The sequence below is a fragment of the Oleiagrimonas citrea genome, from assembly GCF_012395255.1.
GTDB lineage: Bacteria > Pseudomonadota > Gammaproteobacteria > Xanthomonadales > Rhodanobacteraceae > Oleiagrimonas > Oleiagrimonas citrea.
This window is the reverse complement of record NZ_JAAZQD010000002.1, coordinates 386,437-407,710: the sequence shown is the minus strand read 5'-3', so window position 1 is coordinate 407,710 and position 21,274 is coordinate 386,437. Positions and strand designations below refer to the sequence as shown.

21 protein-coding genes are annotated in these 21,274 nt (G+C 65.1%); 7 read left to right on the top strand and 14 right to left on the bottom strand.

All coding sequences use genetic code 11. From position 1 onward, the window contains the following. Positions 1-19: 19 nt before the first annotated feature. The 4 genes from ung to HF690_RS05865 all read left to right on the top strand — a co-directional run bounded on the left by ung (position 20) and on the right by HF690_RS05865 (position 4,403). Complete coding sequence (gene ung, locus HF690_RS05880; protein WP_113064206.1) at positions 20-730, top strand: uracil-DNA glycosylase; 711 nt, start codon at positions 20-22, stop codon at positions 728-730. A gap of 118 nt (positions 731-848) precedes the next feature. Beyond that, the gene (gene rpoH / locus HF690_RS05875) at positions 849-1,706 is read left to right on the top strand and encodes an RNA polymerase sigma factor RpoH (protein WP_113064207.1); all 858 of its coding nucleotides are present in this window, start codon (positions 849-851) and stop codon (positions 1,704-1,706) included. Positions 1,707-1,970: 264 nt separating this feature from the next. Further along, positions 1,971-2,366 (top strand): TonB-dependent receptor, encoded by a 396-nt coding sequence (locus tag HF690_RS05870; RefSeq protein WP_168608793.1) that lies wholly within the window; start codon positions 1,971-1,973, stop codon positions 2,364-2,366. A 165-nt stretch (positions 2,367-2,531) separates the two neighbouring features. Further along, complete coding sequence (locus HF690_RS05865; protein WP_168608792.1) at positions 2,532-4,403, top strand: family 43 glycosylhydrolase; 1,872 nt, start codon at positions 2,532-2,534, stop codon at positions 4,401-4,403. 25 nt (positions 4,404-4,428) lie between these two features. Here HF690_RS05865 and HF690_RS05860 read toward each other — a convergent pair whose 3' ends face one another. The 13 genes from HF690_RS05860 to HF690_RS05800 all read right to left on the bottom strand — a co-directional run bounded on the left by HF690_RS05860 (position 4,429) and on the right by HF690_RS05800 (position 16,178). Then, entirely contained in the window at positions 4,429-5,604 is a 1,176-nt protein-coding gene (locus tag HF690_RS05860) for a DUF2235 domain-containing protein (RefSeq protein ID WP_168184665.1), read from the bottom strand. A 98-nt stretch (positions 5,605-5,702) separates the two neighbouring features. Then, entirely contained in the window at positions 5,703-6,542 is an 840-nt protein-coding gene (locus HF690_RS05855) for a trypsin-like serine protease (RefSeq protein WP_168608791.1), read from the bottom strand. Positions 6,543-6,627: 85 nt separating this feature from the next. Then, positions 6,628-7,788 carry a glycoside hydrolase family 18 protein gene (locus HF690_RS05850; protein ID WP_113064212.1) on the bottom strand — a complete coding sequence of 387 codons (1,161 nt, stop codon included), beginning with the start codon at positions 7,786-7,788 and terminating at the stop codon, positions 6,628-6,630. Positions 7,789-7,856: 68 nt separating this feature from the next. Further along, on the bottom strand, positions 7,857-8,237 hold the full coding sequence (locus tag HF690_RS05845) for a VOC family protein (protein WP_168608790.1): 381 nt from the start codon (positions 8,235-8,237) through the stop codon (positions 7,857-7,859). An 86-nt stretch (positions 8,238-8,323) separates the two neighbouring features. Continuing rightward, positions 8,324-8,725 (bottom strand): DUF6869 domain-containing protein, encoded by a 402-nt coding sequence (locus HF690_RS05840; RefSeq protein WP_168608789.1) that lies wholly within the window; start codon positions 8,723-8,725, stop codon positions 8,324-8,326. 4 nt (positions 8,726-8,729) lie between these two features. Further along, entirely contained in the window at positions 8,730-9,131 is a 402-nt protein-coding gene (locus tag HF690_RS05835) for a hypothetical protein (protein ID WP_168608788.1), read from the bottom strand. A 69-nt stretch (positions 9,132-9,200) separates the two neighbouring features. Continuing rightward, positions 9,201-9,752 (bottom strand): YdeI/OmpD-associated family protein, encoded by a 552-nt coding sequence (locus HF690_RS05830; protein WP_168608787.1) that lies wholly within the window; start codon positions 9,750-9,752, stop codon positions 9,201-9,203. A 49-nt stretch (positions 9,753-9,801) separates the two neighbouring features. Continuing rightward, on the bottom strand, positions 9,802-10,203 hold the full coding sequence (locus HF690_RS05825) for an MAPEG family protein (RefSeq protein WP_168608786.1): 402 nt from the start codon (positions 10,201-10,203) through the stop codon (positions 9,802-9,804). 190 nt (positions 10,204-10,393) lie between these two features. Then, positions 10,394-10,858: a VOC family protein gene (locus HF690_RS05820; protein WP_193568423.1), complete on the bottom strand. Its 465-nt coding sequence runs from the start codon at positions 10,856-10,858 to the stop codon at positions 10,394-10,396. A gap of 137 nt (positions 10,859-10,995) precedes the next feature. Further along, the gene (locus HF690_RS05815) at positions 10,996-11,709 is read right to left on the bottom strand and encodes a hypothetical protein (RefSeq protein ID WP_113064218.1); all 714 of its coding nucleotides are present in this window, start codon (positions 11,707-11,709) and stop codon (positions 10,996-10,998) included. A gap of 79 nt (positions 11,710-11,788) precedes the next feature. Beyond that, positions 11,789-12,742: a transaldolase gene (gene tal / locus HF690_RS05810; RefSeq protein WP_168608784.1), complete on the bottom strand. Its 954-nt coding sequence runs from the start codon at positions 12,740-12,742 to the stop codon at positions 11,789-11,791. A 54-nt stretch (positions 12,743-12,796) separates the two neighbouring features. Further along, positions 12,797-14,977, bottom strand: a complete 2,181-nt coding sequence (locus HF690_RS05805; protein ID WP_168608783.1) for a primosomal protein N' — start codon at positions 14,975-14,977, stop codon at positions 12,797-12,799. 64 nt (positions 14,978-15,041) lie between these two features. Beyond that, on the bottom strand, positions 15,042-16,178 hold the full coding sequence (locus tag HF690_RS05800; protein WP_168608782.1) for a DUF3667 domain-containing protein: 1,137 nt from the start codon (positions 16,176-16,178) through the stop codon (positions 15,042-15,044). A 552-nt stretch (positions 16,179-16,730) separates the two neighbouring features. On the opposite strand from HF690_RS05800, the gene HF690_RS05795 reads away from it, so the two are divergent. Together HF690_RS05795 and sppA are read left to right on the top strand one after the other, a co-directional pair. Further along, positions 16,731-18,134 (top strand): MATE family efflux transporter, encoded by a 1,404-nt coding sequence (locus tag HF690_RS05795; RefSeq protein ID WP_338042878.1) that lies wholly within the window; start codon positions 16,731-16,733, stop codon positions 18,132-18,134. A gap of 67 nt (positions 18,135-18,201) precedes the next feature. Continuing rightward, a complete protein-coding gene (sppA, locus tag HF690_RS05790; protein ID WP_168608781.1) occupies positions 18,202-20,052 on the top strand; it encodes a signal peptide peptidase SppA in 1,851 nt (616 codons plus the stop codon). A gap of 22 nt (positions 20,053-20,074) precedes the next feature. Here the strand turns inward: sppA and HF690_RS05785 are convergent, their stop codons facing one another. Then, positions 20,075-20,320 carry a hypothetical protein gene (locus tag HF690_RS05785; protein ID WP_113064223.1) on the bottom strand — a complete coding sequence of 82 codons (246 nt, stop codon included), beginning with the start codon at positions 20,318-20,320 and terminating at the stop codon, positions 20,075-20,077. A 159-nt stretch (positions 20,321-20,479) separates the two neighbouring features. Between HF690_RS05785 and HF690_RS05780 the strand changes: the two genes are divergently transcribed. After that, positions 20,480-21,262 (top strand): SDR family oxidoreductase, encoded by a 783-nt coding sequence (locus HF690_RS05780; protein ID WP_168608780.1) that lies wholly within the window; start codon positions 20,480-20,482, stop codon positions 21,260-21,262. Positions 21,263-21,274 lie beyond the last annotated feature (12 nt).

Genomic DNA, 21,274 nt, shown 5'->3' with positions numbered 1-21,274 from the left:
ACCGATCAAGGATGAAGCGATGAGCGAACTGCGACTGGAACCCTCCTGGAAGCAGCGCGTGGGCGACTACTTCCAGCGACCGGACATGCAGGCGCTGGGGGACTTCCTGCGCGCCGAGAAGCGCGCTGGCAAGGAGATCTATCCGCCCGGCGGGGAAATCTTCGCAGCGTTCGACCACACGCCGTTCGACATGGTGAAAGTCGTGATCCTGGGCCAGGACCCGTATCACGGTCCGGGCCAAGCACACGGCTTGTGTTTCTCCGTCCGTCCCGGCGTGCCGGCGCCACCCTCGCTGGTCAATATCTTCAAGGAAATCGAGAATGATCTCGGTATCCCGCGTCCGGATCACGGTTGCCTGACGCCCTGGGCCGATCGCGGCGTGTTGCTGCTCAACACCGTGCTGACGGTGGAACGCGGCCAGGCCGCATCGCATCGCGGAAAGGGCTGGGAAGGGTTCACCGACCACGTCATCGATGTGCTGAACCAGGAGCGCGAAAACCTGGTCTTCCTGCTCTGGGGCAGCCACGCCGGCAGCAAGGCGAAGCGCATCGACAGCCGGCGCCACGGCATCCTGCGGGCACCGCATCCCTCGCCGTTGTCGGCGCACCGCGGCTTTCTCGGCTGCGCGCATTTTTCCCGCGCGAATCAGTACCTGGAAGCCCACGGCCAGACGCCGATCGACTGGTCGCTGCCGCCGCTGGAAACGCTGCGACAGACCGCCACAGATTGACTTTGTCTGGACTTGGTGTACTATTAAGTACAGTTATGCGGCGCCGGAACTTTCCCGGCTCCTTAGCACTCCAACCTTTAGAGTGCTAGTCTGAACGTTCCTCAGGAGGTTCGAGTTCATGAATCAGGCCCTGGTTGCCAACAATCTGCCGATCCCCAGTGTTGCCGGCAGCCTCGACGCGTATATTTCCGCGGTGCATCGCATCCCGGTATTGAGCGCCGAGGAAGAGCAGCAGCTGGCCGAGCGCTACCACGCTGAGGAAGATCTCGGCGCGGCCAAGCAGCTGATTGCCGCTCATCTGCGCTTCGTGGTTCACGTCGCGCGCGGTTATTCCGGTTACGGCCTGCAGCTGGCCGACCTCATTCAGGAAGGCAACATCGGCCTGATGAAGGCGGTCAAGCGGTTCGACCCCGACCACGGCGTGCGCCTGGTGAGCTTCGCGGTGCACTGGATTCGTGCCGAGATGCACGAGTTCATCCTCAAGAATTGGCGCATCGTCAAGGTCGCCACGACCAAGGCGCAGCGCAAGCTGTTCTTCAACCTGCGCAAGAGCAAGAAGCGTCTGGGCTGGATGAACGCCGGCGAGGTCAAGACGGTGGCCGAGGAACTCGGCGTGCCGGAGAAGACCGTGCTGGAGATGGAATCGCGCCTGTCCGGTCGCGACGTCGGTTTCGACGCGCCGGTGGATGCCGATGACGATGCGCGCCCGTCGCCGTCCACGTTCCTGATCGACGACAACGCCGATCCGTACCAGAACGTGGCCGACGCCAGTCAGGCCGAAAGCCGCCATGACACGCTGTCCGAGGCACTGCAGGATCTGGATGACCGCTCGCGTGACATCATTCAGCGCCGCTGGCTGACCGACGACAAGGCCACGCTGCAGGAACTGGCCGATGAGTACGGCGTTTCCGCCGAGCGCATCCGCCAGATCGAGGCTGCGGCCATGAAGAAGATGCGGGGCGTGTTCGCCGCCTGAGCGCGCGGACTCGATACCACATCCGAACGGCCCCGCATTGCGGGGCCGTTTTTTTATGCTCGAGATGTTTGGCTGACCCGCCTGGTATGTGCGTCGCACGGCCCGAGGACTAGGCCGAATTGCGGACGCTACGCGTCGACAACAGTGCTATCGTCGCCAGCAGCGAGACAAGGGTGCTCTGGACTCGCTGGATCGGCAAGGGCGTTACACGGCGGGACCGGGTGAAGGTCCGGTCCCATGACGGGTTGCCAGCATGGGGGCGCTATGAACTACGACAGAAAGTTTCTGCTGTGGGCGCTGGGTTTCGCGGTGTTCGGTTTGTGTGTGGGCATCTACATGGCGGCATCGAAGAATCACGGTCAGCTGGTGGCACACGCGCATATCCTGCTGGTCGGTTTCGTGGTGTCGTTCATCTACGCCATCATCCACAAGCTGTGGCTGACCACGCCGGGACGCTGGATCGCACGTATCCAGTTCTGGTTGCACATCGTGTGCGCCGCACTGCTCTCCATCGGACTGCTGCTGCTGTACGGTCACGTGTATCCGGAGACTGTGCTCGAGCCGATCCTGAGTCTGGGCTCGATCGGCGTGCTGCTGGGGATGCTGCTGATGGGCGTGATGGTGCTGCGGTCGAGTCGCGCCGGCACTTCGGCGACGTAGCGTCGCGTGTCCGGCTGCAACGGGGCCGGACGTTCCTGTGCCGATGGTTCGGTTGCCAGGGGCGTGCCGGCTGTAGGAGGATGACTGTCTTCCCCCGCCCGGTCGCGACTGGGCGTATTTCCTGCGCGCCGGGCAGCGGCGCGCCGCTGCTCCCGGTGCCTCGTCATGCCCTTGCGCAAGTTCGAACGCTTTTTGATTTCGCAATGTAAACGTTTACATTGCGGCCTCGTTGCGGGGCTTCTGCTGGCTGCGCCGCTGGCGCATGCCGTGTCGCGGGCGGCTCCGCCGCGCGCCACCTACGCCAATCCGGTCGATATCGACTACCGCTACAACTACGAACAGATGAACCGGGGCATTTCCTACCGCACCGGCGCGGATCCGGCGGTGGTGCGCTTCAAGGGCGCCTACTACTTGTTCCAGACCCTGGCGGATGGCTACTGGCGATCGACGGACCTGGTGCATTGGCGCTTCATCCAGCCCGATCGTTGGCCGTTCCACAGTGAAGTGGCGCCCGCCACGCTGGTCGCCGATGGCAAACTGTTCCTGATGCGTGCCTCGATGCGGCCGCAGCCGTTGCTGTTCAGCACGAATCCTGCGTCGGGGCACTGGTCGTTCTGGACCCGCTGGTTGCCGATGGTGCCGAAGACCACATGGCCCGGTAAGTCGATTCTGCCGGGACGCCTGCCGTCCGGTCCGTGGGACCCCGGTCTGTTCCAGGATGACGACGGCAAGGTGTACTTGTACTGGGGTTCCTCCAACGTCCATCCGCTCTACGGTATCCAGATGAATCTGGCGCTGGACAAGGCATCCGAGGGCGAGGGCAAGCGCGTCACGTATCCCGGCGATCCGGTGACGCTGATCAAGCTGCATCCGGCCCAGCACGGTTGGGAGCGCTTCGGCCGCAATCATTCGAATACCACCATTGCGCCGTACATCGAGGGCGCCTGGATGAACAAGCACGGCGGCCACTACTACCTGCAGTACGCCGCGCCCGGCACCGAGTACAACGTCTACGCCACCGGTGTGTACACCAGTGACAAGCCGCTGGGGCCATTCCACTACGCACCCTACAACCCGATCGGCTACAAGCCGGGCGGTTTCGTGCAGGGTGCCGGTCACGGTTCCTCGTTCGAGGACGTGCACGGCAACTGGTGGAACACCGGCACCAGCTGGATCGGCACCAATTGGACCTTTGAGCGGCGTATCGGCCTGTACCCCGCCGGCTTCACCGCCGATGGCCAGATGTGGGTGAACACGCGCTTCGGCGATTTCCCGCACTACATGCCCGAGCACAAGCTGAAGCCGGGCGAGAGTACCTTCACTGGCTGGATGCTGCTGTCCTATCGCAAGCAGGCGACGGCCTCGTCGCAGATCGCCGATCACCCGCCGTCACTGGCGACGGACGAGAATCCGCGCACCTTCTGGGTGGCGGCGAAGAATGCGCCGGGACAGACGCTGACGGTGAATCTAGGCGGTCCGCGCACGGTGCGAGCGGTGCAGGTGAATTATGCCGATTACAAGGCCGGCCGCTACGGCGACGCGCCGGACATCGTCACGCGCTTTCGTCTGCTGGGTTCGGTGGACGGCATGCACTGGCACACGCTGGCCGACCTATCGAAGAGCCGACGCGGTCGCGCCGATGCCTACCTGCCGCTGAAGCACGCCCAGACGCTGCGCTACATCCGCTACGTGCACATCCATGTCGGTGCGAAGCATCTGGCCATCGCCGACCTGCGTGTGTTCGGCAACGAGACCGGCCCGCCGCCGCCCGCGCCGGTGCTGGTCTCGGCCAGGCGGCTGGCCGACACGCGCGATGCCGAGATCACCTGGAAGCCGGTGCCTGGCGCGGTCGGCTACAACGTGCGCTGGGGACTGGCGAAGGGCCGTCTGTTCGAGACCTACCAGCGCTTCGCGGACAAGCCGACGAAGCTGAAGCTGACCTCGCTGAACAAGGGCGTGCGCTACGTGGTCGCGGTGGAGGCGTTCGACGAGCGCGGTGTGTCGACGCTGTCGAAGACGATGGTGCTCGAACCCTGAGCGCGCGATACGGGAACGCCGCAGTTCAATCCGCGGCGAACGCGTCGTGGCGCTGGCCGGATTCGTCGTAGGCGACGTCGGGCAGGTTCGGCGGGCGGTAGCCGGGGTCGTCGCGCATGCGACGGAATACCGAGCTGTGGATGGTCGCGCCTTCCTCGATGAAACGGGGCAGTGGGCGCGGCGAAAAGCGCCAGTGCGGCGTGTAGCGACCGCTGGCGGCGTCACGCAACCATTCGCGACGCGGTGCCCACTGGGCCAGTTTCCAGCCGAGGCGGTCCAGCGCATCGTGCATCGGTCCCAGCGCATCCGGCGGCGGATCGGCAAGCACCTGTGCGCGTTGCGCAGGGTCGAGCTGCAGCCCGCAGGCCTGCGCCTCGTCCATCATCCAGGCCAGGGCGATCTTCGCCAGTCCGCTTTCCGTGCGCGGGTAGCCGCCGCCGACATCCGCATGCGCGCCGACGAACCAGATCTGCTTCACATCCGTGTCCGTATTTGACGAGGACCACAGATTGGTGCGGAAGAACTTGCGGCGTTCGTCGATGGAGACGGCATGGCGCACGGTCCGCACGCTGGGATTCCAGCGCGTGTACGGAAGCTTGAACGGGTTGTAGATCGAGCCGACGCTGGACACGGTGTCCCAGACGCCGAGGAAATGGATCGGTGGTGTGATCGAGAAGGTGTCGCGGAATTGTTCACACAGTGGCAGGTGCAGGCTGCGGTAGACATGGGCATCGGCTTCGGCGCGGTCGTTGCGCTTCTTGGCCTGCACCGCTTCGCGCCGGAACAATCGCATGGCGTACTCGGCGAGATTCGGGTTGTAGGTACGTAGCAGACCGCAGACGTGGATCAGCGCCGCCAGCACACGCGCCGTGTAGGCGCCGCGGCTGAAACCGAACAGGTAAATGCGGTCGCCCGGCCGGTAATGCTGCATCAGGAAGTCGTAGCACAGGCCGACATTGCGAGTGAGACCAAAGCCGAATGCCGATCCCAGCAGTTGCGTCACGCGCCTGCTGATTGGCGTCAGCGCGCCGGTGGCAGCGAAAGTACCGACACCGGGATCGTAGAACGCCAGTTGCTGCTGCGCATCGCGCGCCGAGGCCGCCAGCAGGCGGATCACGTTGGTGTTGTGCTCGCCGAACTGGTTGTTGGTGCCGTCGCAGAACACCACCAGATTGCGCGGCGGATTCGAGGGTGACTCCATGTTCGGCATCGGTCGTCCCTGTCTGATCGCGGTGCGCCAAGGCCCGCGTTCGCCGCAGCATAGCAGCGGACGGCCGCGCGCTCATGCGCGGGCGCGGGTCACCGGGAGGGGAGCTGAGCGTGGGCCGCGAGGGTGCGATTGATCCAGTCCGCGTAGTACGCAATGCGCGAGTTGGAGAACGTCTGTCCGCAGACGCCGGCGCGGAAGGTGCGGGCGCCGGGCGGCCAGTGCTTCCAGTCGGCCAGGCCGGCGAGTTTCCATTCGCCCCGCTGCCGGATCAGCACCGGGCCGCCGCTGTCGCCGTCGCCGAGCACGCCTTCCAGCGGCAGCGCCTGCTTGCCGCAATCGAACCGGTAGTCGAGCCACTGCGCGTGGGCGCGGGTGATGCGGTTGTAGGCCCGGCGCAGCTCGCCGCGGTGCGGTGCGTGCGGATACTGGCCGACCCGGCCGTCGCCGGTCGCGCCGGCGCCGAAGATCTGCACGACCTTGCCCGTTTCGTCGCGGTCGCGGTACAGCGTCAGCGGGCGCACATCCGTGACCGGCTTGCGCAGATGGACCAGCGCGATGTCGTGCATGCCTTCGAGGCCGGCATGCAGTTTTTTCCAGTGAGCCAGGGTCGGTTCTTGGGCCTGTTTCCGGAATGCGGCGAATTGCTGCTTGAAGCCCGGATAGGTGATCACTGCGTCGACCGTGCGCCATGCACTGTGGATCCACACCCGTTTCAGGTCGTAGCCCAGCGTGGCGTGCCCGGCCGTGACCACCCATTGCGGCGCGATCAGCGCGCCGTGCCCTTCGCCGGGCAGGTTCACCAGCGCGGGCAGGGCGTTGCGCTCGACGCGGTAGCGTGCGTCGGGCACGCCGGGTCGTCGCACGATGGCGAGCGCGGCGGTCGAGATCGCGAGCAGGGAGACGACGATCAGGCGTGCAATGGGCTGCACAGGCTTCTCCGTGTGCGGGAAAGGATCACCTCGCCATCCTAGGATGCGGGCGGTCCGACTTCATATGGCGGAAGTCCGTCTTCAGTCAGGGCCGTGCTTTCGGTGTGCGAGGGCTGGAGGCCGGCGAGACGGGCCCCTTCAGTTCGTCGGTCAACGCGTGCAGCAGTTCATGCGTCGGATCCAGACTCTGTTCCCAGTACATGATGCCGCCGAGACGGTGTTCCTTCACGTAGTCGGCCTTGGCGCGAAGCGATTGCGGATCGTCGTAGGTGATGAAGGTGCGCGTGCGCGGGTTCCAGAGATAGGGCGCCTGCGCGCGGGCGTCCCAGTAACGGGTGAAGCCGTTGCGGTCGATGTAGCCGGTCTTCAGTTGTTGCCAGTCGAAGGTGCCGAGAAAGGAACCATACGGCTGGTAGCGTCCGCGTTCGCGGTCGCGCACATCGGTGAAGGCACGGGCGTAGAACGCCGCGCCGAGCATGATCTTTCTGGCGGGTACGTGGGCGGCCAGGTACTGGCGTACGGCCTTGTCGGCGTAGCGATCGGTCCGCGCGGTCGACACAGCGGAGCGGTACAGGCCGGCGTGATGCCCGGTGGTCGGCGTCATGCTGTTGTTGAAGTCGTAGGTCATCAGGTTGATCCAGTCCAGCAGGCGTGCGATCGCACGCAACTGGACGTGATCGACGAATGGGCCGTCGGCCAGGGCGGCGGTCAGCAGGAAATGCCGCGGATCTTCCGGATGCGTGCGCGAGGCGTGATCCATGGCACGGCGCAATGCGCTGAGCAGAAGGGTGAAATGCACGCGGTCGCTGTCGCGGGCCTTGATACCCGCGCTAGCGTGGCCGGGATATTCCCAGTCGACGTCCAGGCCGTCGGCGTGGACGCGTTCCAGCAGGGTCACGGCGCTGTCCGCAAAACGCTTGCGCGAGGCAGGCGTCATCGCCGCATCCGAGAATCCGTCCGCGCCCCAGCCGCCGACCGAAATCAGCAGCTTCAGTTTCGGGTTGCGCTGACGCAGCGGCTGGAAACGGGCGAAAGCATCGGTGTGCTTGGCGTCGAGCACGACTTCGCCGTTCTCGACCTGTGCGAAGGCAAAGATGATCGCGTCCAGGCGCGAGGCTTCGATGTCGGCCGGGTCCGTCTTGATGGTCGCGTATCCGACCACGCGCGGCGGTGGCGCGGGCTGGCATCCGGAGAGCAGCAGCGCCAGGCCGAGCAGGAGCAGGGCGACGAAGGAAGACTTGAGCATGCGCGGGGACTCGGTGCGCGGGATCTTCGGCCCGCGGTTCGGGTGAGTAGGGTGCCGGTGGATGGCGTTCAATCTTTCACGCGCCAGGGCGGGTTCTTGCGGTTTTCGCCGGCATGGAACAGGCACAGCTCGTTGCCTGAAGGGTCGCGCAGGCGCGCCTCGCGCCACAGCCAGCGCTTGTCCGTGGGTGCTTGCTGGAACACGAATCCGGCTGCCTGCAACTGTGCGACGCGCGCATCCAGATCCGTGCATTCGAAATACACGACCACGCTGCTGTCGCCGACCGGATGCTCCGTGCGGTGCAGCGAGAACGTCGCGTCACCATCGGGGCAGGCGAAGCGCGCGTAGCGCGGCGGCGAGTGCACGATCAGCGTGAAACCCATGTCGCGGTAGAAAGCCACGGTGCGTTCGAAGTCGGTGACTGGGAGGGTGATCTGATTGAGGTTCACGCAAAGACTCTCCGAAGCCTGTCAGCGGGGTGGTGCTGCGAGTATGGCGGAGGTATTCATGCGCCGATGCATAGCCGACAGCGCGATTACCAACGATGCCGTAGATACTTGGCCAGTCTGGCACGAATGTCTGGCTCACAGCGTCGGTACCAAACGCCATTGAGCAGGCGTCGAAATGGAGGGCGTTGGCGGGCAAGCGTCTCGATTTCATCGATGACGGCAGGGCCGTTCATGACAAGAAGATCTTCGAGTGGTCCGGCAGCCAGCACGGCCAGGAGGTCGTTCGGTGAGGAGGTGTCGATGCGTTCGAGTATCTCGAGAATGACTTCGAGGCAACGTTTCGGCTCTTCGCGTGGAAGCGTCCAGTCCAGCGGCGAGTCACCCACATCCGGACCGATGGCGGGAGTTTCAGGCCCCGACCAGAGATGGATCCAGGCTTCGGCGATCTTCGCGCACGAGCCTTCTGCGCCATCGGGCGAATGCGCCATCGAATCAGCTTTTCTTTTTGCGCCTAGGGAAGAAATGCGTCAGACCCATGAGCAGGCCGAAGCCGAGAAAAAGCCACCCGAACAAGTCGTCGTCATAGGCATAGAGATAGCCCAGGCCGAGCGCAATCAAGGCCAGGGAAGCAAGTGGCTGCACATAGCGCTGTGCTCGATATAGCTGGGCGTTTCCCAGGGAGGCGAACTGGACTTCGGTCAGCTTCTCGGCGAATGCCGCATGTTCCTGCGAGCAGGCGAGACTGTGTTCCGCTTTGATGGCGCAATCGCGACATACGCCGCGCGCGCAGACCTTGCATAGTCCGACGGCATGCTTTCCTTGATGCGCAAAACACTCCATGAGGAACTCCTGGTACTGAAGATAGTGCCGGTCGATAGTGAGGTCGAATGGCAAGGTGCGAATCGCAAGTGTGCATGTTCAGGGCAACGACTGCACACGGGCCATGACGGGACTTGAGAAAATTCAGTCCGCCGCCTCGGGCGCGCTGAATTCCTTGCTGTAGAAGCCAGATCGATCGAAACAGCACACGCGCCGCTTGCCGGAAGCCAGCATGTCGCAGGCGTTGGCGATCCGGCGCGCGCGCGTTTCTTCGCGCCTGGCGGCGGTGATCCAGTGCAGCCAGTCCCAGCGGCCCGCACAGGTGATGTCGGCCCAGGCGGCCTTCGCCTCGGGCGCATCGTAGAGCGCCTGACGCACATCCGGCGGCAGCCTAGGTTCGGGTGGCGTCGGGTCGGTGGTGATGGCCAGCGTGACGGATTCGCCTGGTATGACCTGCGCGCGCTTGCGCAGTGCAGCGCCGACTTTCAGCCAATGGCCTTTTTGTCCGTCGGGTTCCAGTGTGGCGCGGAACGTGGCGCCGTTGAGCGTGCCTTTCACGAATGCCTGTCCGCGGGTGGGGAGCTGTGCGCTGGCGTCCCTGGGCAAGACCAGAAAGCTCCATCGGTCCCCCTTCTCCGCGTGCCTGGGTCGCAGCAGCGTCGCTTCGAAACGGATGGTGGGCGTGGTGTCGGACATGGCGATGAAGAGGTTCGTGGAACACGGCTCTGCGGACGGAATGCTGGCTTCAGTGCGGCCAGAGCACCAGCACGCGTATCCATAATCCTACGGCAGCGAGAAAGTTGACGGTGAACACCAGGCCGCGCAGGCGAATGTTGGGGATGAGGATCTGCACGCCGCTGTGCAGCAGGCGTCCGGCGACGAAAATCCAGGCCAGCCACAGTGCCCACGTATCGACGGCGTGCAAGGACATCAGCAGCAGGCATGCGAGGTGGAAGAACAGGGGCCATTCGAACTGATTGGAGAGATTTGCGCTGATGCGCGGTTCGAATGCGGTCCAGGAAGGCAGGTCACGGCCCCGCCGGCCCACACCCCAGACGGCGGGCGCGCGGACAGCGGTCAGCAAGAAGTAGAGGAATGCGGTAAGCGCCACATGGGCGGCCATCGGGAGGATGAGCGAAGGATTCATCGGATTGCCGTATGCCTGCGTGGAGGGCGTCGCCGTGGTCGTGCATGCGTCGACGTACTTCAGAGCCTACAGGCATGTGCATACCGCATGCGCGGCACGGGTGTTCGGCTAGATCGGTTTCTGCGCATACGGTGCGGTTCGCGGCATCGTCGTACGGATTCGGATGTGCCGCATGCGATGGTCGGGCATCTCAAGCGCGGCGTGCAGCCTCGATCAGGGCGATGTCGATCTTGCGCATCGTCATCATGGCGTCGAAGGCGCGTTTGGCGATGCCGGGGTCGGCGTCGGTGATCGCATCCATCAAGACCCGCGGCGTGATTTGCCAGGACACGCCCCAGCGATCCTTGCACCAGCCGCAGTCGCTTTCCTGGCCGCCATGGTCGACGATGGCGTTCCAGCAGCGGTCGGTTTCTTCCTGGTCCGTGGTCGCGACCTGGAACGAAAACGCCTCGCAGTGCTTGAAGTGCGGTCCGCCATTGAGACCGAGGCAGGGGATGCCCATCACTGTGAACTCAACCGTCAGCACGTCGCCCTGCTGTCCGGAGGGATAGTCGCCGGGTGCGTGATGCACGGCATCGACCGAGGAGTCGGGGAATGTCGCAGCGTAGAAGCGCGCGGCCTCTTCCGCGTCACCGTCGTACCACAGGCAGACCATGTTCTTGGCTTGCTTGGCCACATGCACCTCCGATTACCAGCAGTCAGTTGTTCGCGCTGAGCCGTACGGAATCAGGATTGTTCGTTGAATGGCGGGTCAGCGTTCAGCCAGGTAAAGGCTGATCGGATTTTGCGTATCTACAACGGTGTTGCGAGTTTCCTGGTCGAGAGCACCTTGTGTGTTTCGAGGTCTACATTCAACACATGTGCTGCGCCATGCGATGTATAAAACACAAGCAGCGCGCGGGTGCCGTCTGCGAAGTGGAAACCCATCATGGCATCCACGTCGGATGCGAGCGTAGTGACGCGGCGGCCATCGACAGAAGCCAGCTCGATGTCCCATAGCGCGGCACTCGTGGGGTCGCCTGTTTGCCGGCGTACGCCGAAAATCAGGCCGACGGCTTTTTTTGCAGGTTTCATGTTTGCCGAGGGTGCAGGCATATTGTGCTCGAGGACTTCGGGTCGCGAGATGACCTGACGGTTATTTTTGAACAGCCAGTGTTCCTGCTTTGTCGACATGTCGAAGAAGAGTACGTTGTGCACCTGCGTCGACACCGAACCGGAGAATGAAACCGTCGAGTCGGGGTCGGCTGCTTTCAGCGGTGCGTAGAGCATGGGAGTGCCCGAAAGGTCCCGCATCAGACCCAAGTGCAGCGCAGGCACGTGCGGGTGCGATGCGGTATGGGGCGTGATCGAACCTTCCTGGGCGACTTCGTTTCGTCCCGGGTGGAATCCGCTCGGAATCAGACTGAAAACGATCAGAGCGAACACCAGCAGGGCCAGCAGCAGCACGCCGTTGATCCGCCATACCCAGCGGAAAACGCCATCGAAAAAGTTCTTGATGCTCGACATGCAGCCCCCTCCCTCGCCTATCGTCGCGCGTTTGTGTTGAGCATACACATTCGGCATTGTCTGCGCCGGGCAGGCGAGATTAGAGCTTGTCGTTGAGTAGTTTCTCCAGCTTGACCTGATCGGCGGCGAAGCGGCGAATACCGTCGGCCAGTTTCTCGGTGGCCATGGCGTCTTCGTTCTTGCCCCAGCGGAAGGCTTTTTCGTCGAGGCTTCCGGGACGCTCCGCGCGGTGTCCGCTGTCTTCGAGTTGGCGCGGCAGTTCGGCGTCGGTGGCGTCCAACTTTTCCAGAAGGTCGGGGCTGATGGTGAGGCGGTCGCAGCCGGCCAGGGCGGTGATCTGCCCGGTGTTGCGGAAGCTGGCGCCCATGACCACGGTGTCGACGCCATGACGCTTGTACCAGTCGTAGATCTTGCGCACGGAGTGCACGCCGGGATCGTCCTCGGCGGCGAAGTCGTCGTGGTCGGTATTGGCGATGTACCAGTCGTAGATGCGGCCGACGAAGGGCGAGATCAGGAACGCGCCGACGTCGGCGGCGGCGACGGCCTGCTCGAAGGCGAACAGCAGCGTCATGTTGCAGTGGATGCCTTCGCGTTCGAGCTGTTCGGCGGCGCGGATGCCTTCCCAGGTGGAGGCGATCTTGATGAGGATGCGGTCGGTGCCGATGCCGGCATCGTCATACATGCCGACCAGGCGGTGTGCCTTGGCGATGGTGGCCTCGGTGTCGAAGGACAGGCGGGCGTCGACCTCGGTGGAGACGCGGCCGGGAATCCGTTTCAGGATGTGCGAGCCGGCGTTGACGGCGAGTCGATCGCTGGCGTCGAGGATCTGCGTCTCGCGGTCGTTGCTCTGGCCGCGTGCCCAGTCCAGTGCGTCGTCGATGAGCGTCTTGTAGCCGTCCATGGAGGCGGCCTTGAGCAGCAGCGACGGATTGGTGGTGGCGTCGACGGGCTTGTGGCGTTCGATGGCGTCGAGGTCGCCGGAGTCGACGACGACCGTGGTCATCGCGCGCAGTTGTTCGAGCTGGGAAGCCATGGGTTTCCTTGGGGGATGCGTGGCGGAACGTTCAGAGTAAAACCGTGGCGCGGGTCAGTACAAATCGACCGGGTCGACATCGATGGACCAACGCACGCGGCGCGCGCCCTCGAGCGCGGACAGCGCTTCGCGCCAGGGCCTGAGGACGGCGTGCAAGGTGTTGCGCGTATCGGCTTCAAGCAGCAGCTGACCGCGATGGCGGCCAGCGCGCAGTGGCATCGGCGCGGGCATCGGCCCGGATGTGCGCAGCGCGTCGGATGCCGGTAGCGCTTCGCGGGCAGCGGCGAGAAAGGCGTCGACGTGCTCGCGGCGGGTGGCGTCGGCGCGCAGCAGCGCCTGATGGGCAAAGGGCGGCAATTGCAGCGCGCGGCGTTCGTCCAGCATGAGTGCGCAGGTGGCACTGTAGCCGCGGTGAAGCAGAGTCTGCAGCAGTGGGTGTTCGGGGTGGTGCGTCTGCAGCAGGACGCGTCCGGGCTTGCCGGCGCGTCCGGCGCGTCCGGCGACCTGCACGATCAACTGCGCCAGTCGTTCGTTGGCGCGGAAGTCGAGGCTGTGCAGGCCTTCGTCGAGGCTGGTGATGGCGACCAGGGTCAGGTTTGGCAGGTCATGGCCCTTGGCCAGCATCTGCGTGCCGACCAGGATGGCCGGGCGGCCGTCGGCGAGCGGGCCCATAAGATCCTCGAAAGCTTCGCGCCGGCGCGTGGTTTCGCGGTCGATGCGCAGAACCGGGATATCGGCGTAGCGGGTCTGCAGGGCTTCTTCCAGGCGTTCGGTACCGTGCCCTTGGCGGTGCAGGCCCTCGCCGCCACAGCCTGGGCAGGCGGTCGGTACGGGACGTTCCAGGTCGCAGTGATGACAGATCAGGCGGTTGCGGCCGTGGTGCAGCGCCAGCGGTTTCTCGCAACGCTGACATTCGGCGTGCCAGCCGCACAGGTGGCAGGTCAGCAGCGGTGCGTAGCCGCGGCGGTTGCGGAAGATCAGCGCCTGCTCGCCGCGTTCGACGCAGGCATCCAGCGCGGCCAGCAGCGGGTTGGACAGGCCGTGCTGCATGGACTGGCCGCGCACGTCGATGATCTCCGCGCGCGGCGGCTTGCTATGCGCGCCGGTGCGCTCGCGCAGGTTCAGGCGTTGGTAGCGGCCAGCGTCGACATTGGCCAGCGTTTCCAGCGACGGCGTGGCCGAGCCGAGCACGATCGGCACGCCGAGCCGTTGTGCGCGGACCACGGCCAGGTCGCGGGCGTGGTAGCGGAAGCCTTCCTGCTGCTTGTAGGAGGTGTCGTGTTCCTCGTCGACCACGATCAGGCCGGCTTCGGGTAGCGGCGTGAACACGGCCGAGCGCGTGCCCAGGATCACTCGCGCCCGGCCGTTGCGTGCGCGCAGCCAGGCGCGCGCACGCGCGCCCTCGGCCAGGTTGGAGTGGAGCACGTCGACCGTCACGCCGAGTCGCGCCCGCAACCGCGCCACCGTCTGCGGGGCGAGGCCGATTTCCGGCACCAGCAGCAGACACTGGTGGCCGGCGGCCAGCGCGCGCTCAATCAGTGCGATGTAGACCTCGGTTTTGCCGCTTCCGGTGACGCCGTGAAGCAGAAAGGGAGCGAAGCCGCCCAGCGTGCCGGCCACGGCGTCGATGGCTTCGCGCTGGCCCGCGTTGTGCTCCGGTCCGGCCAGGGCGGGCGGCGTAGGTGGGTCTTCGGCGGTAATTGTGCTGTCGACCAGGCCGGCCTTCTGCAGGCGGCGCGCGGCATCGCGCCAGCCGGGCAGGCGCAGATCCAGTTCGCTGGCGCGCAGGGGCGTTTCTGTGAGCAAGTCGAGCAGCGCGCGGCTGCGTCCGCGTCGTTTGCCTTCCCGTTGCGCCGCGTGCCCTTCCTCGCTCAGGCTCCAGCGTTCCTCACCCAGTGTCGGCCAGGGCTTGGCCTGGCGCAGTGCGGTGGGCAGCGCGTTGTTGAGGAAGACATCGCCGGGCGTGCCGAGCCAGTAGTCGGTGGCCCATTTCAGGCTGTCGAGCAGTTCGCCGTGCAGCAGCGGTTCGTCGTCCAGCACGCGCTGTATCCGTTTCAGCTGCTTTTCGGGAACGCTGCTCTGTGCAGCATGCTCGACCACGATGCCGACTTGCATCCGGCGACCGAACGGCACCAGCACGCGCGTGCCGACCTCGACCGTGCCGTCGGTCGGCGGCAGGTAGTCGAACAGGCGCGGCAACGGAACCGCAAGGGCGATGCGCAGGACGGCGGACATGCGGCAAGTGTAGCGGGGAGCGCGCCGTGTGCAGGGCGAACGTGGTCAGCCGTGTGCGATGCGTTCAGTGCGCCATGCCGAGCGCCACGCCCACCATCACCACCGTGGTGAGCAGCACGCTGTAGAGCGTCCCAATGAACAGGAATTTCCAGATGGTGGCCGGCCAGCCCTGACGATAGACACGTTTCTGCATCCACAACAGGTAGATGGGGATCCACAGCAGCAGAGCGCGCATCAGCCAGCTCAGCGGATGCTCCAGCCAGGCGGCATGCGGGGTCAGCCAGTGAGAGAGCAGCCCGACGCCTGTGATCAGAAGCACGCTGAGGAACAGGAAGGCGTGGCTGTGCATGGCCACGATCAGGTGTTCCATGTACAGGCGACGCTTGAACAGGTAGAAGACTTTCAGCAGCAGGGCGAAAAGCGGAGCCATCAACAGCAGAGCCTGCGGCAGGGTGCCGAAGACGCCATCGGTCATGCGTCGCCGGGCGGCGCTGCGCTCGCGCGCGTTGCCTTTAGCGAAGGCTTTCCAGTTGGCTTCGATGCGTGAGGCGAGGGTATCCGAATCGGCTTCCTGCGACGCCGGTGTGGCGGCGGTGGATGTCGTTGCGGGCAGTCGGGAAGACGTGGCCGGCACGGGAAGCGGGGGTGCGCCGAGTTCGCTCAGGCGCTGGTTCGCCTGCTTGCGGAGGATGCGTTCGCTCCGGTCGATCTGCTCGATGGCCAGCGTCGGCACGTTCGGAGCCTGCCGTACTTGATCCAGGTCCTGAAGCCGCTTCTGCAGCGACTGGCGCACTTGCTCCGGCGTGTGGGCGTCGGCGAAATTGCTCGTATCGGGGGTGGCGCTGTTCTCGATCTTGGACAGGCCGCTGTCGATCGTGGAAATGTTGTCGACCGACCAATGCAGTGCAAAGAACGTCAACAGGCACAGCACGAACATGAGCCGGAACGGTGCGATGTAGCGGATGCGCCGGCCGGCGAAGTATTCCAGGGTCAGGAAGCCCGGTTTCAGGAATAGTTTCGGCACGGTATGCAGAATCCGGCTGTCGATATGCAGCACGGTTTCGACCGTTTCCTCCACCAGACCGTGCATGGGTCGCAGCACGCTGTGTACGGATTGTCCGCAGCGATGGCAGTACGCGCCTTGCAGCGGTTCGCCGCAGTTGGTGCAGTGCGCGCCCTCGAATACCTTGATGTCCTGCATGAGCTCCCCCCGATGAGCGATCGATTCTGACATAAGGCGGCAGCCTCATCGCGTGGTCCCTACGTCCATGGGTGGGTGCACGTCATGCGTCAGATACAGGGCACAGTTCACGGTTTTCCTCGGAAAAGTCCCTAAGTGTCCGCTTAGTCACGTATTTCCCGGTTATCCACAAAAGCTGTGGATAAGTCTGTGGACGTTGTTGGGATCATGGCCCCCAGAGGGCATGGCTATGGGGTCGGTTACATATTGGTGAAAGTTTAACCAGTCTGAAATAATTGTTTAAAAACATGCGCTTATAAATGTGTCGAAAGTCATTCGGAAGCTCGCCTCGGCCTTCGCTCACAGGTTGCTGAGACGCAACGCCGACTGTGCACAACCTGACGCGCGGGGTGTGAAAAATACTGTCGCGACAGTATTTTTGCCGAATCCGTGCACCGGCAAGCACTTGCGCGGCCCGGGTGGCCTGAAACCTCAGGGGGAGAAGTCGGTCGGGGTCACCTGAACCCCCAACCGCGGCTAGAATGACCGGCCCGAATCCCCCGGCGACTGTCCGTGCCCAAGCCCTTATCCAGCATCGATCGCGTGCGCGTTGCGCGTGAAACCGGCGCGTTGCTGCGTTTGGCGCTGCCGTTGATCGCGGCGCAGCTGGCGGCCGTGGGTACGAATGTGGTCGACGCCATGCTCTCCGGGCATCTGAATGCGCATGTGCAGGCGGCGGTGACAACCGGCGCCGGCATCTGGACGCTGGCGATCCTGATCGGCATCGGCACCATGCTCGCGGTGCCGCCGACCGTGGCGCAGCTGGATGGCGCCGGACGCCGCGGCGAGATTGGTGCGACGATCCGCCAGGCTCTGTGGATCGCGCTGCTGCTCGGACTGATCCTGGTCTACGCCGTGCGGCACGCCGAGTTCATGCTGCGGCTGGTGGGTGTGGTGCCGAGCCTGCGCCCCGATGTGGTGGCGTTCCTGCACGCCGTCGGCTGGGGCGCGCCGGCGCTGACGCTGTATTTCGCCCTGCGCGGACTGTCCGAAGGGCTGTCGCTGCCACGGCCGTCGATGTTCTTCAGCCTCGGCGGTCTCGTGCTGCTGGCGCCGCTGGGCTATGTGCTGATGTATGGCCGGCTGGGCTTTTCCCCGATGGGCGCGCGCGGTAGCGGCATCGCCACGGCGATCGTGCTGTGGTGCGAGATGCTCGGTTTCGCGTTTTACGTCCTGAAACATCCGAACTACCGGGGCATCCGCCTGACCGAACGTTTCGATCTGCCGCATCCGCGCGTGATGGGCGAACTGCTGTACCTGGGCGCGCCCATGGCGTTCACATTGCTGATGGAGGGCGGCCTGTTCGTGGCCGTGGCGCTGGCCGTCGCCACGCTGGGCGAAACGGTCACGGCGGCGCACCAGATCGCACTGAATGTGTCCTCGGTGGCCTTCATGGTGCCGTTGGGCACGGCCATGGCGATCACCATCCGCGTCGGTCATGCGGCGGGCCGCCGGGACGTGATCGGCGTGCGTTACGCGGCGCTGTGCGGCGTGGGCCTGACGCTGTTCACACAGGTGGTGTCGAGCAGCCTGATGCTGGGCATTCCGCACGCGATCGCCGGGCTGTACAGCGACGATGCGGCGGTGGTCGGGATGGCCGCGCAGCTGATGGTGCTGGCGGGCCTGTTCCAGTTCTCGGACGGCATCCAGGTGGCGTCCAACGGCGCTCTGCGCGGACTGAAGGATACGCGCGTGCCGATGCTCATCAGCGCGTTCGCCTACTGGGGCGTGGGCATGCCGGCAGGCTGGTGGCTGGCGTTCCATCTGCATTGGGGCGCGCGCGGCATGTGGGCGGGACTCGTGGTCGGGCTCAGTGCCGCGGCGGTGCTGCTGTTCACGCGGCTGTGGCGCACGCTGTCCAGCGAACGCTGGCTGCGTCACGTTCCGCTTGCGCCGGGGGCGGCGGTGGACGACTGACCTGTGGCAGATGACCGGATCGGGGCGACACGCTAGGCTGAGTCACCGATTCATCTGGAATGCGTTCATGGCGGGCACCCAACGCAACGGCTTCATCGCCTTCATCGTGCTGATCTTCCGCGGTCTCAACCTGTTCCGCTTGCTGATCCTCAACGTCATCTTCTTCGGGCTGCTGCTCCTGCTCTTCAGCATGCTGTCGGGTTCGAACAAGCCCGAGGTGAAACGCGACAGCGTGCTGGTACTCCAGCCGCAGGGGCAGTTGGTCGAGCAATATAGCGTCGCACCGCTCGAGCGCATGCTGGCCGGTTTGTCTGGCGATCCGATCGGCCAGGTGCAGGTGCGCGATCTGGTGGCGGCGATCGACCATGCGCGTACCGATTCGCGCATCACCCGCATCGTGCTGCTGCCGGGCGAGCTGCGCGCCGGCGGCTTTGCCGCGTTGCGCGAGGTCGGCGCGGCGCTGGATCGCTTCCGCGCGAGCGGCAAGCCGGTCGACGTATGGGCGCCGAGCATGGACCGCAGCCAGTACTACCTGGCCGCGCACGGCAGCAAGGTGCTGCTGGACCCGATGGGCGGCCTGCTGATTACCGGTCTGTCCAGCTACCGTCTGTTCTACAAGGATCTGCTCGACAAACTCGGCGTCGACGTGCATCTGTTCCGCGTCGGTCAGTTCAAGTCCGCCGCCGAGCCCTACGTGCTGGATCAGGCTTCGCCGCAGGCCAAGGAGGCCGATGCCTACTGGATGGGCGGACTGTGGAAGCAGTGGCTGAACGACGTCGCCAAGCAGCGCAAGTTGAATCCGGATGCGTTGCGGCAATCCGTGGACAGCGTCACCGACCGTCTGGCCGCGGCCGGTGGCGACCTGGGCAAGCTGGCGGTCGAGGATCACCTGGTCGACGGCCTGGCGACGCGTCGCGATCTGGTGATGATGCTGCGTAAGGACGGCGTGCCGGCGGGCGCGAAGGGGCAGGGCATTCGCGAGATCGACATGAAGGATTACTTGCGCGCGGTGAGCGGCCCGGTGTCGTCGAGCCGCGATCATGTTGCGGTGATCGTCGCCGAGGGCGAGATCGTCGGCGGCAAGCAGCGGCCGGGCAAGATCGGCGGCGCCTCCACCGCGCAGCAGTTGTACCGCGCGCGCATGGACAGGCATGTGCGCGCCGTGGTGCTGCGCGTCGATTCGCCCGGCGGTGAGGTCTACGCTGCCGAGCGCATCCGTCGCCAGGTCGCGCTGCTGCGCGCCGATGGCAAGCCGGTCGTGGTCTCGATGGGCGACGTGGCGGCCAGCGGCGGCTACTGGATATCCATGAACGCGGACCGCATCTTTGCCGAACCGAACACCATCACCGGCTCCATCGGCATCTTCGGCATGGTCTACAACGTGCCCGGTCTGCTGAACAAGATCGGGGTGCACAACGACGGCGTCGGCGTCGGCCCGCTGGCCGGCGCGGGTGACATCACGCGACCGCTGAATCCGCAGATGGCCCAGTTGATGCAGGGCGTGATCGACAAGGGCTACCGCGACTTCGTCGGCGGCGTGGCCAAGGCGCGCGGCAAGACCTTCAAGCAGATCGACGCTATCGCGCAGGGGCGTGTGTGGACGGGAACGCAGGCCTTGCAGCGCGGTCTGGTCGATCAGCTCGGCGGGGTGCGCGATGCCATCGCCTACGCCGCGAAGAAGGCCGGGCTGAAATCGAGCGCGGTGCGCTACATGGCTCCGCCGGGAAGTTCCGGTCTGAAGCGGTTGATGACGGGCTTCGGCGACAGCGCCGCGGCGCATGCATTAGCCAGTCTCGGTCTGCAGCCGCCGGCCTGGCTGCGCGAGATGCGCGAGCGCATCCCGGGCTGGACCCTGCTGCAGCACGCCAAGCCGGGCAAGCTCAACGTCTACGCCGACTGCCTCTGCGCGCCGCGTTGAGACATCGGGTGGCCCGTGATCGTTACTGCTGCGCGTCCTGCAGGGCCTTGCGCTCGGCGTCGTCGTGGGCCTTCAGGGTCTGCTGCACCGACTTGGCGCGGTCGCGCGTGTTCAGCAGCGGGGTGAGCGGGTTCGAGGCCGGCATCGCGGTGGATGCGGTGGCGGCCTTCGGCTGAGGCGGCTGCGGCGTATCGGGTGCGGGCGACTTCGAACAGGCGGCCAGCAGCGCGACGAGCAGTCCGCAGGCGGCGGTTTTCATGTAACGCATGAGTAAGTCCCCCGAGGCATGAATGTCCGCCGCAGTCTCGCGCGCGTTCGCGCACGCGGCAAGCGCATGCGTTGTACGATGCGGCGAAAGGGTCGTGTGGCGCACATTTCCCATCGTCGCGCACGGCCGTGCTCCTGATACGTGAAGGAAGAATCGAGCATGCATCCGCGACTCACCAGCTGGCGTCTGCACGGCCAGACCGCGTTGATCACCGGCGCCAGCAAGGGTATCGGCCTGGCCTGCGCGCGTGAACTCGGTGCGCTGGGCGCGGACTTGCTGCTGGTGGCGCGCGACGGCGACTATCTCGAGCAGGTTCGCGACGAGCTGGCCGAGGAATGTCCAGACGTGCAGGTGCGCGCGTTCGCTGCCGATCTCGCGCAGCCCGAGGAGCGCATGGCCGTGTTTGATTGGGTTGCCGACCTGGGCGTGCCGCTGTCGCTGCTGGTCAACAATGTCGGTGGCAATGTCATCAAGACGGCGCTCGAATACACCGACGAGGACGTGCGCGCGCTGTTCGAGCAGAACCTGTTCAGCGCCTTCGACATGAGCCGCCTCGCGCATCCGAATCTGGTGCAACACGCCAACGCCGGCATCGTGAACATCGGCTCGGTGTCGGGCGAGGTGCATGTGCGTACCGGCGTGCTCTACGGCATGACCAAGGCCGCGCTGCATCAGATGACACGCAATCTCGCCTGCGAATGGGCCGGTGACGGCATTCGCGTCAACGCGGTGGCGCCGTGGTACATCCGCACCCAGCGCTCGGAGCCGGCGCTGGCCGACGAGGACTACCTGGAGGAAGTGCTCGAACGCACACCAATGCAGCGCATCGGCGAACCGGAAGAGGTGGCGGCGGCGGTCGCGTTTCTGTGTCTGCCTGCGTCCAGCTACATCAGCGGAGAACTGATCGCCGTCGACGGCGGATTTCTGCGCTACGGTTTTTAGCGCAGGTGATGT

Bases quoted from the DNA above. Each gene is read 5' to 3' on its own strand.
- ung (WP_113064206.1), top strand. From the start codon at position 20: ATGAGCGAACTGCGACTGGAACCCTCCTGGAAGCAGCGCGTGGGCGAC.
- rpoH (WP_113064207.1), top strand. From the start codon at position 849: ATGAATCAGGCCCTGGTTGCCAACAATCTGCCGATCCCCAGTGTTGCC.
- HF690_RS05870 (WP_168608793.1), top strand. From the start codon at position 1,971: ATGAACTACGACAGAAAGTTTCTGCTGTGGGCGCTGGGTTTCGCGGTG.
- HF690_RS05865 (WP_168608792.1), top strand. From the start codon at position 2,532: ATGCCCTTGCGCAAGTTCGAACGCTTTTTGATTTCGCAATGTAAACGT.
- HF690_RS05860 (WP_168184665.1), bottom strand. From the start codon at position 5,604: ATGGAGTCACCCTCGAATCCGCCGCGCAATCTGGTGGTGTTCTGCGAC.
- HF690_RS05850 (WP_113064212.1), bottom strand. From the start codon at position 7,788: ATGCTCAAGTCTTCCTTCGTCGCCCTGCTCCTGCTCGGCCTGGCGCTG.
- HF690_RS05840 (WP_168608789.1), bottom strand. From the start codon at position 8,725: ATGGCGCATTCGCCCGATGGCGCAGAAGGCTCGTGCGCGAAGATCGCC.
- HF690_RS05830 (WP_168608787.1), bottom strand. From the start codon at position 9,752: ATGTCCGACACCACGCCCACCATCCGTTTCGAAGCGACGCTGCTGCGA.
- HF690_RS05825 (WP_168608786.1), bottom strand. From the start codon at position 10,203: ATGAATCCTTCGCTCATCCTCCCGATGGCCGCCCATGTGGCGCTTACC.
- HF690_RS05820 (WP_193568423.1), bottom strand. From the start codon at position 10,858: ATGGTCTGCCTGTGGTACGACGGTGACGCGGAAGAGGCCGCGCGCTTC.
- HF690_RS05815 (WP_113064218.1), bottom strand. From the start codon at position 11,709: ATGTCGAGCATCAAGAACTTTTTCGATGGCGTTTTCCGCTGGGTATGG.
- tal (WP_168608784.1), bottom strand. From the start codon at position 12,742: ATGGCTTCCCAGCTCGAACAACTGCGCGCGATGACCACGGTCGTCGTC.
- HF690_RS05805 (WP_168608783.1), bottom strand. From the start codon at position 14,977: ATGTCCGCCGTCCTGCGCATCGCCCTTGCGGTTCCGTTGCCGCGCCTG.
- HF690_RS05800 (WP_168608782.1), bottom strand. From the start codon at position 16,178: ATGCAGGACATCAAGGTATTCGAGGGCGCGCACTGCACCAACTGCGGC.
- sppA (WP_168608781.1), top strand. From the start codon at position 18,202: ATGGCGGGCACCCAACGCAACGGCTTCATCGCCTTCATCGTGCTGATC.
- HF690_RS05785 (WP_113064223.1), bottom strand. From the start codon at position 20,320: ATGCGTTACATGAAAACCGCCGCCTGCGGACTGCTCGTCGCGCTGCTG.
- HF690_RS05780 (WP_168608780.1), top strand. From the start codon at position 20,480: ATGCATCCGCGACTCACCAGCTGGCGTCTGCACGGCCAGACCGCGTTG.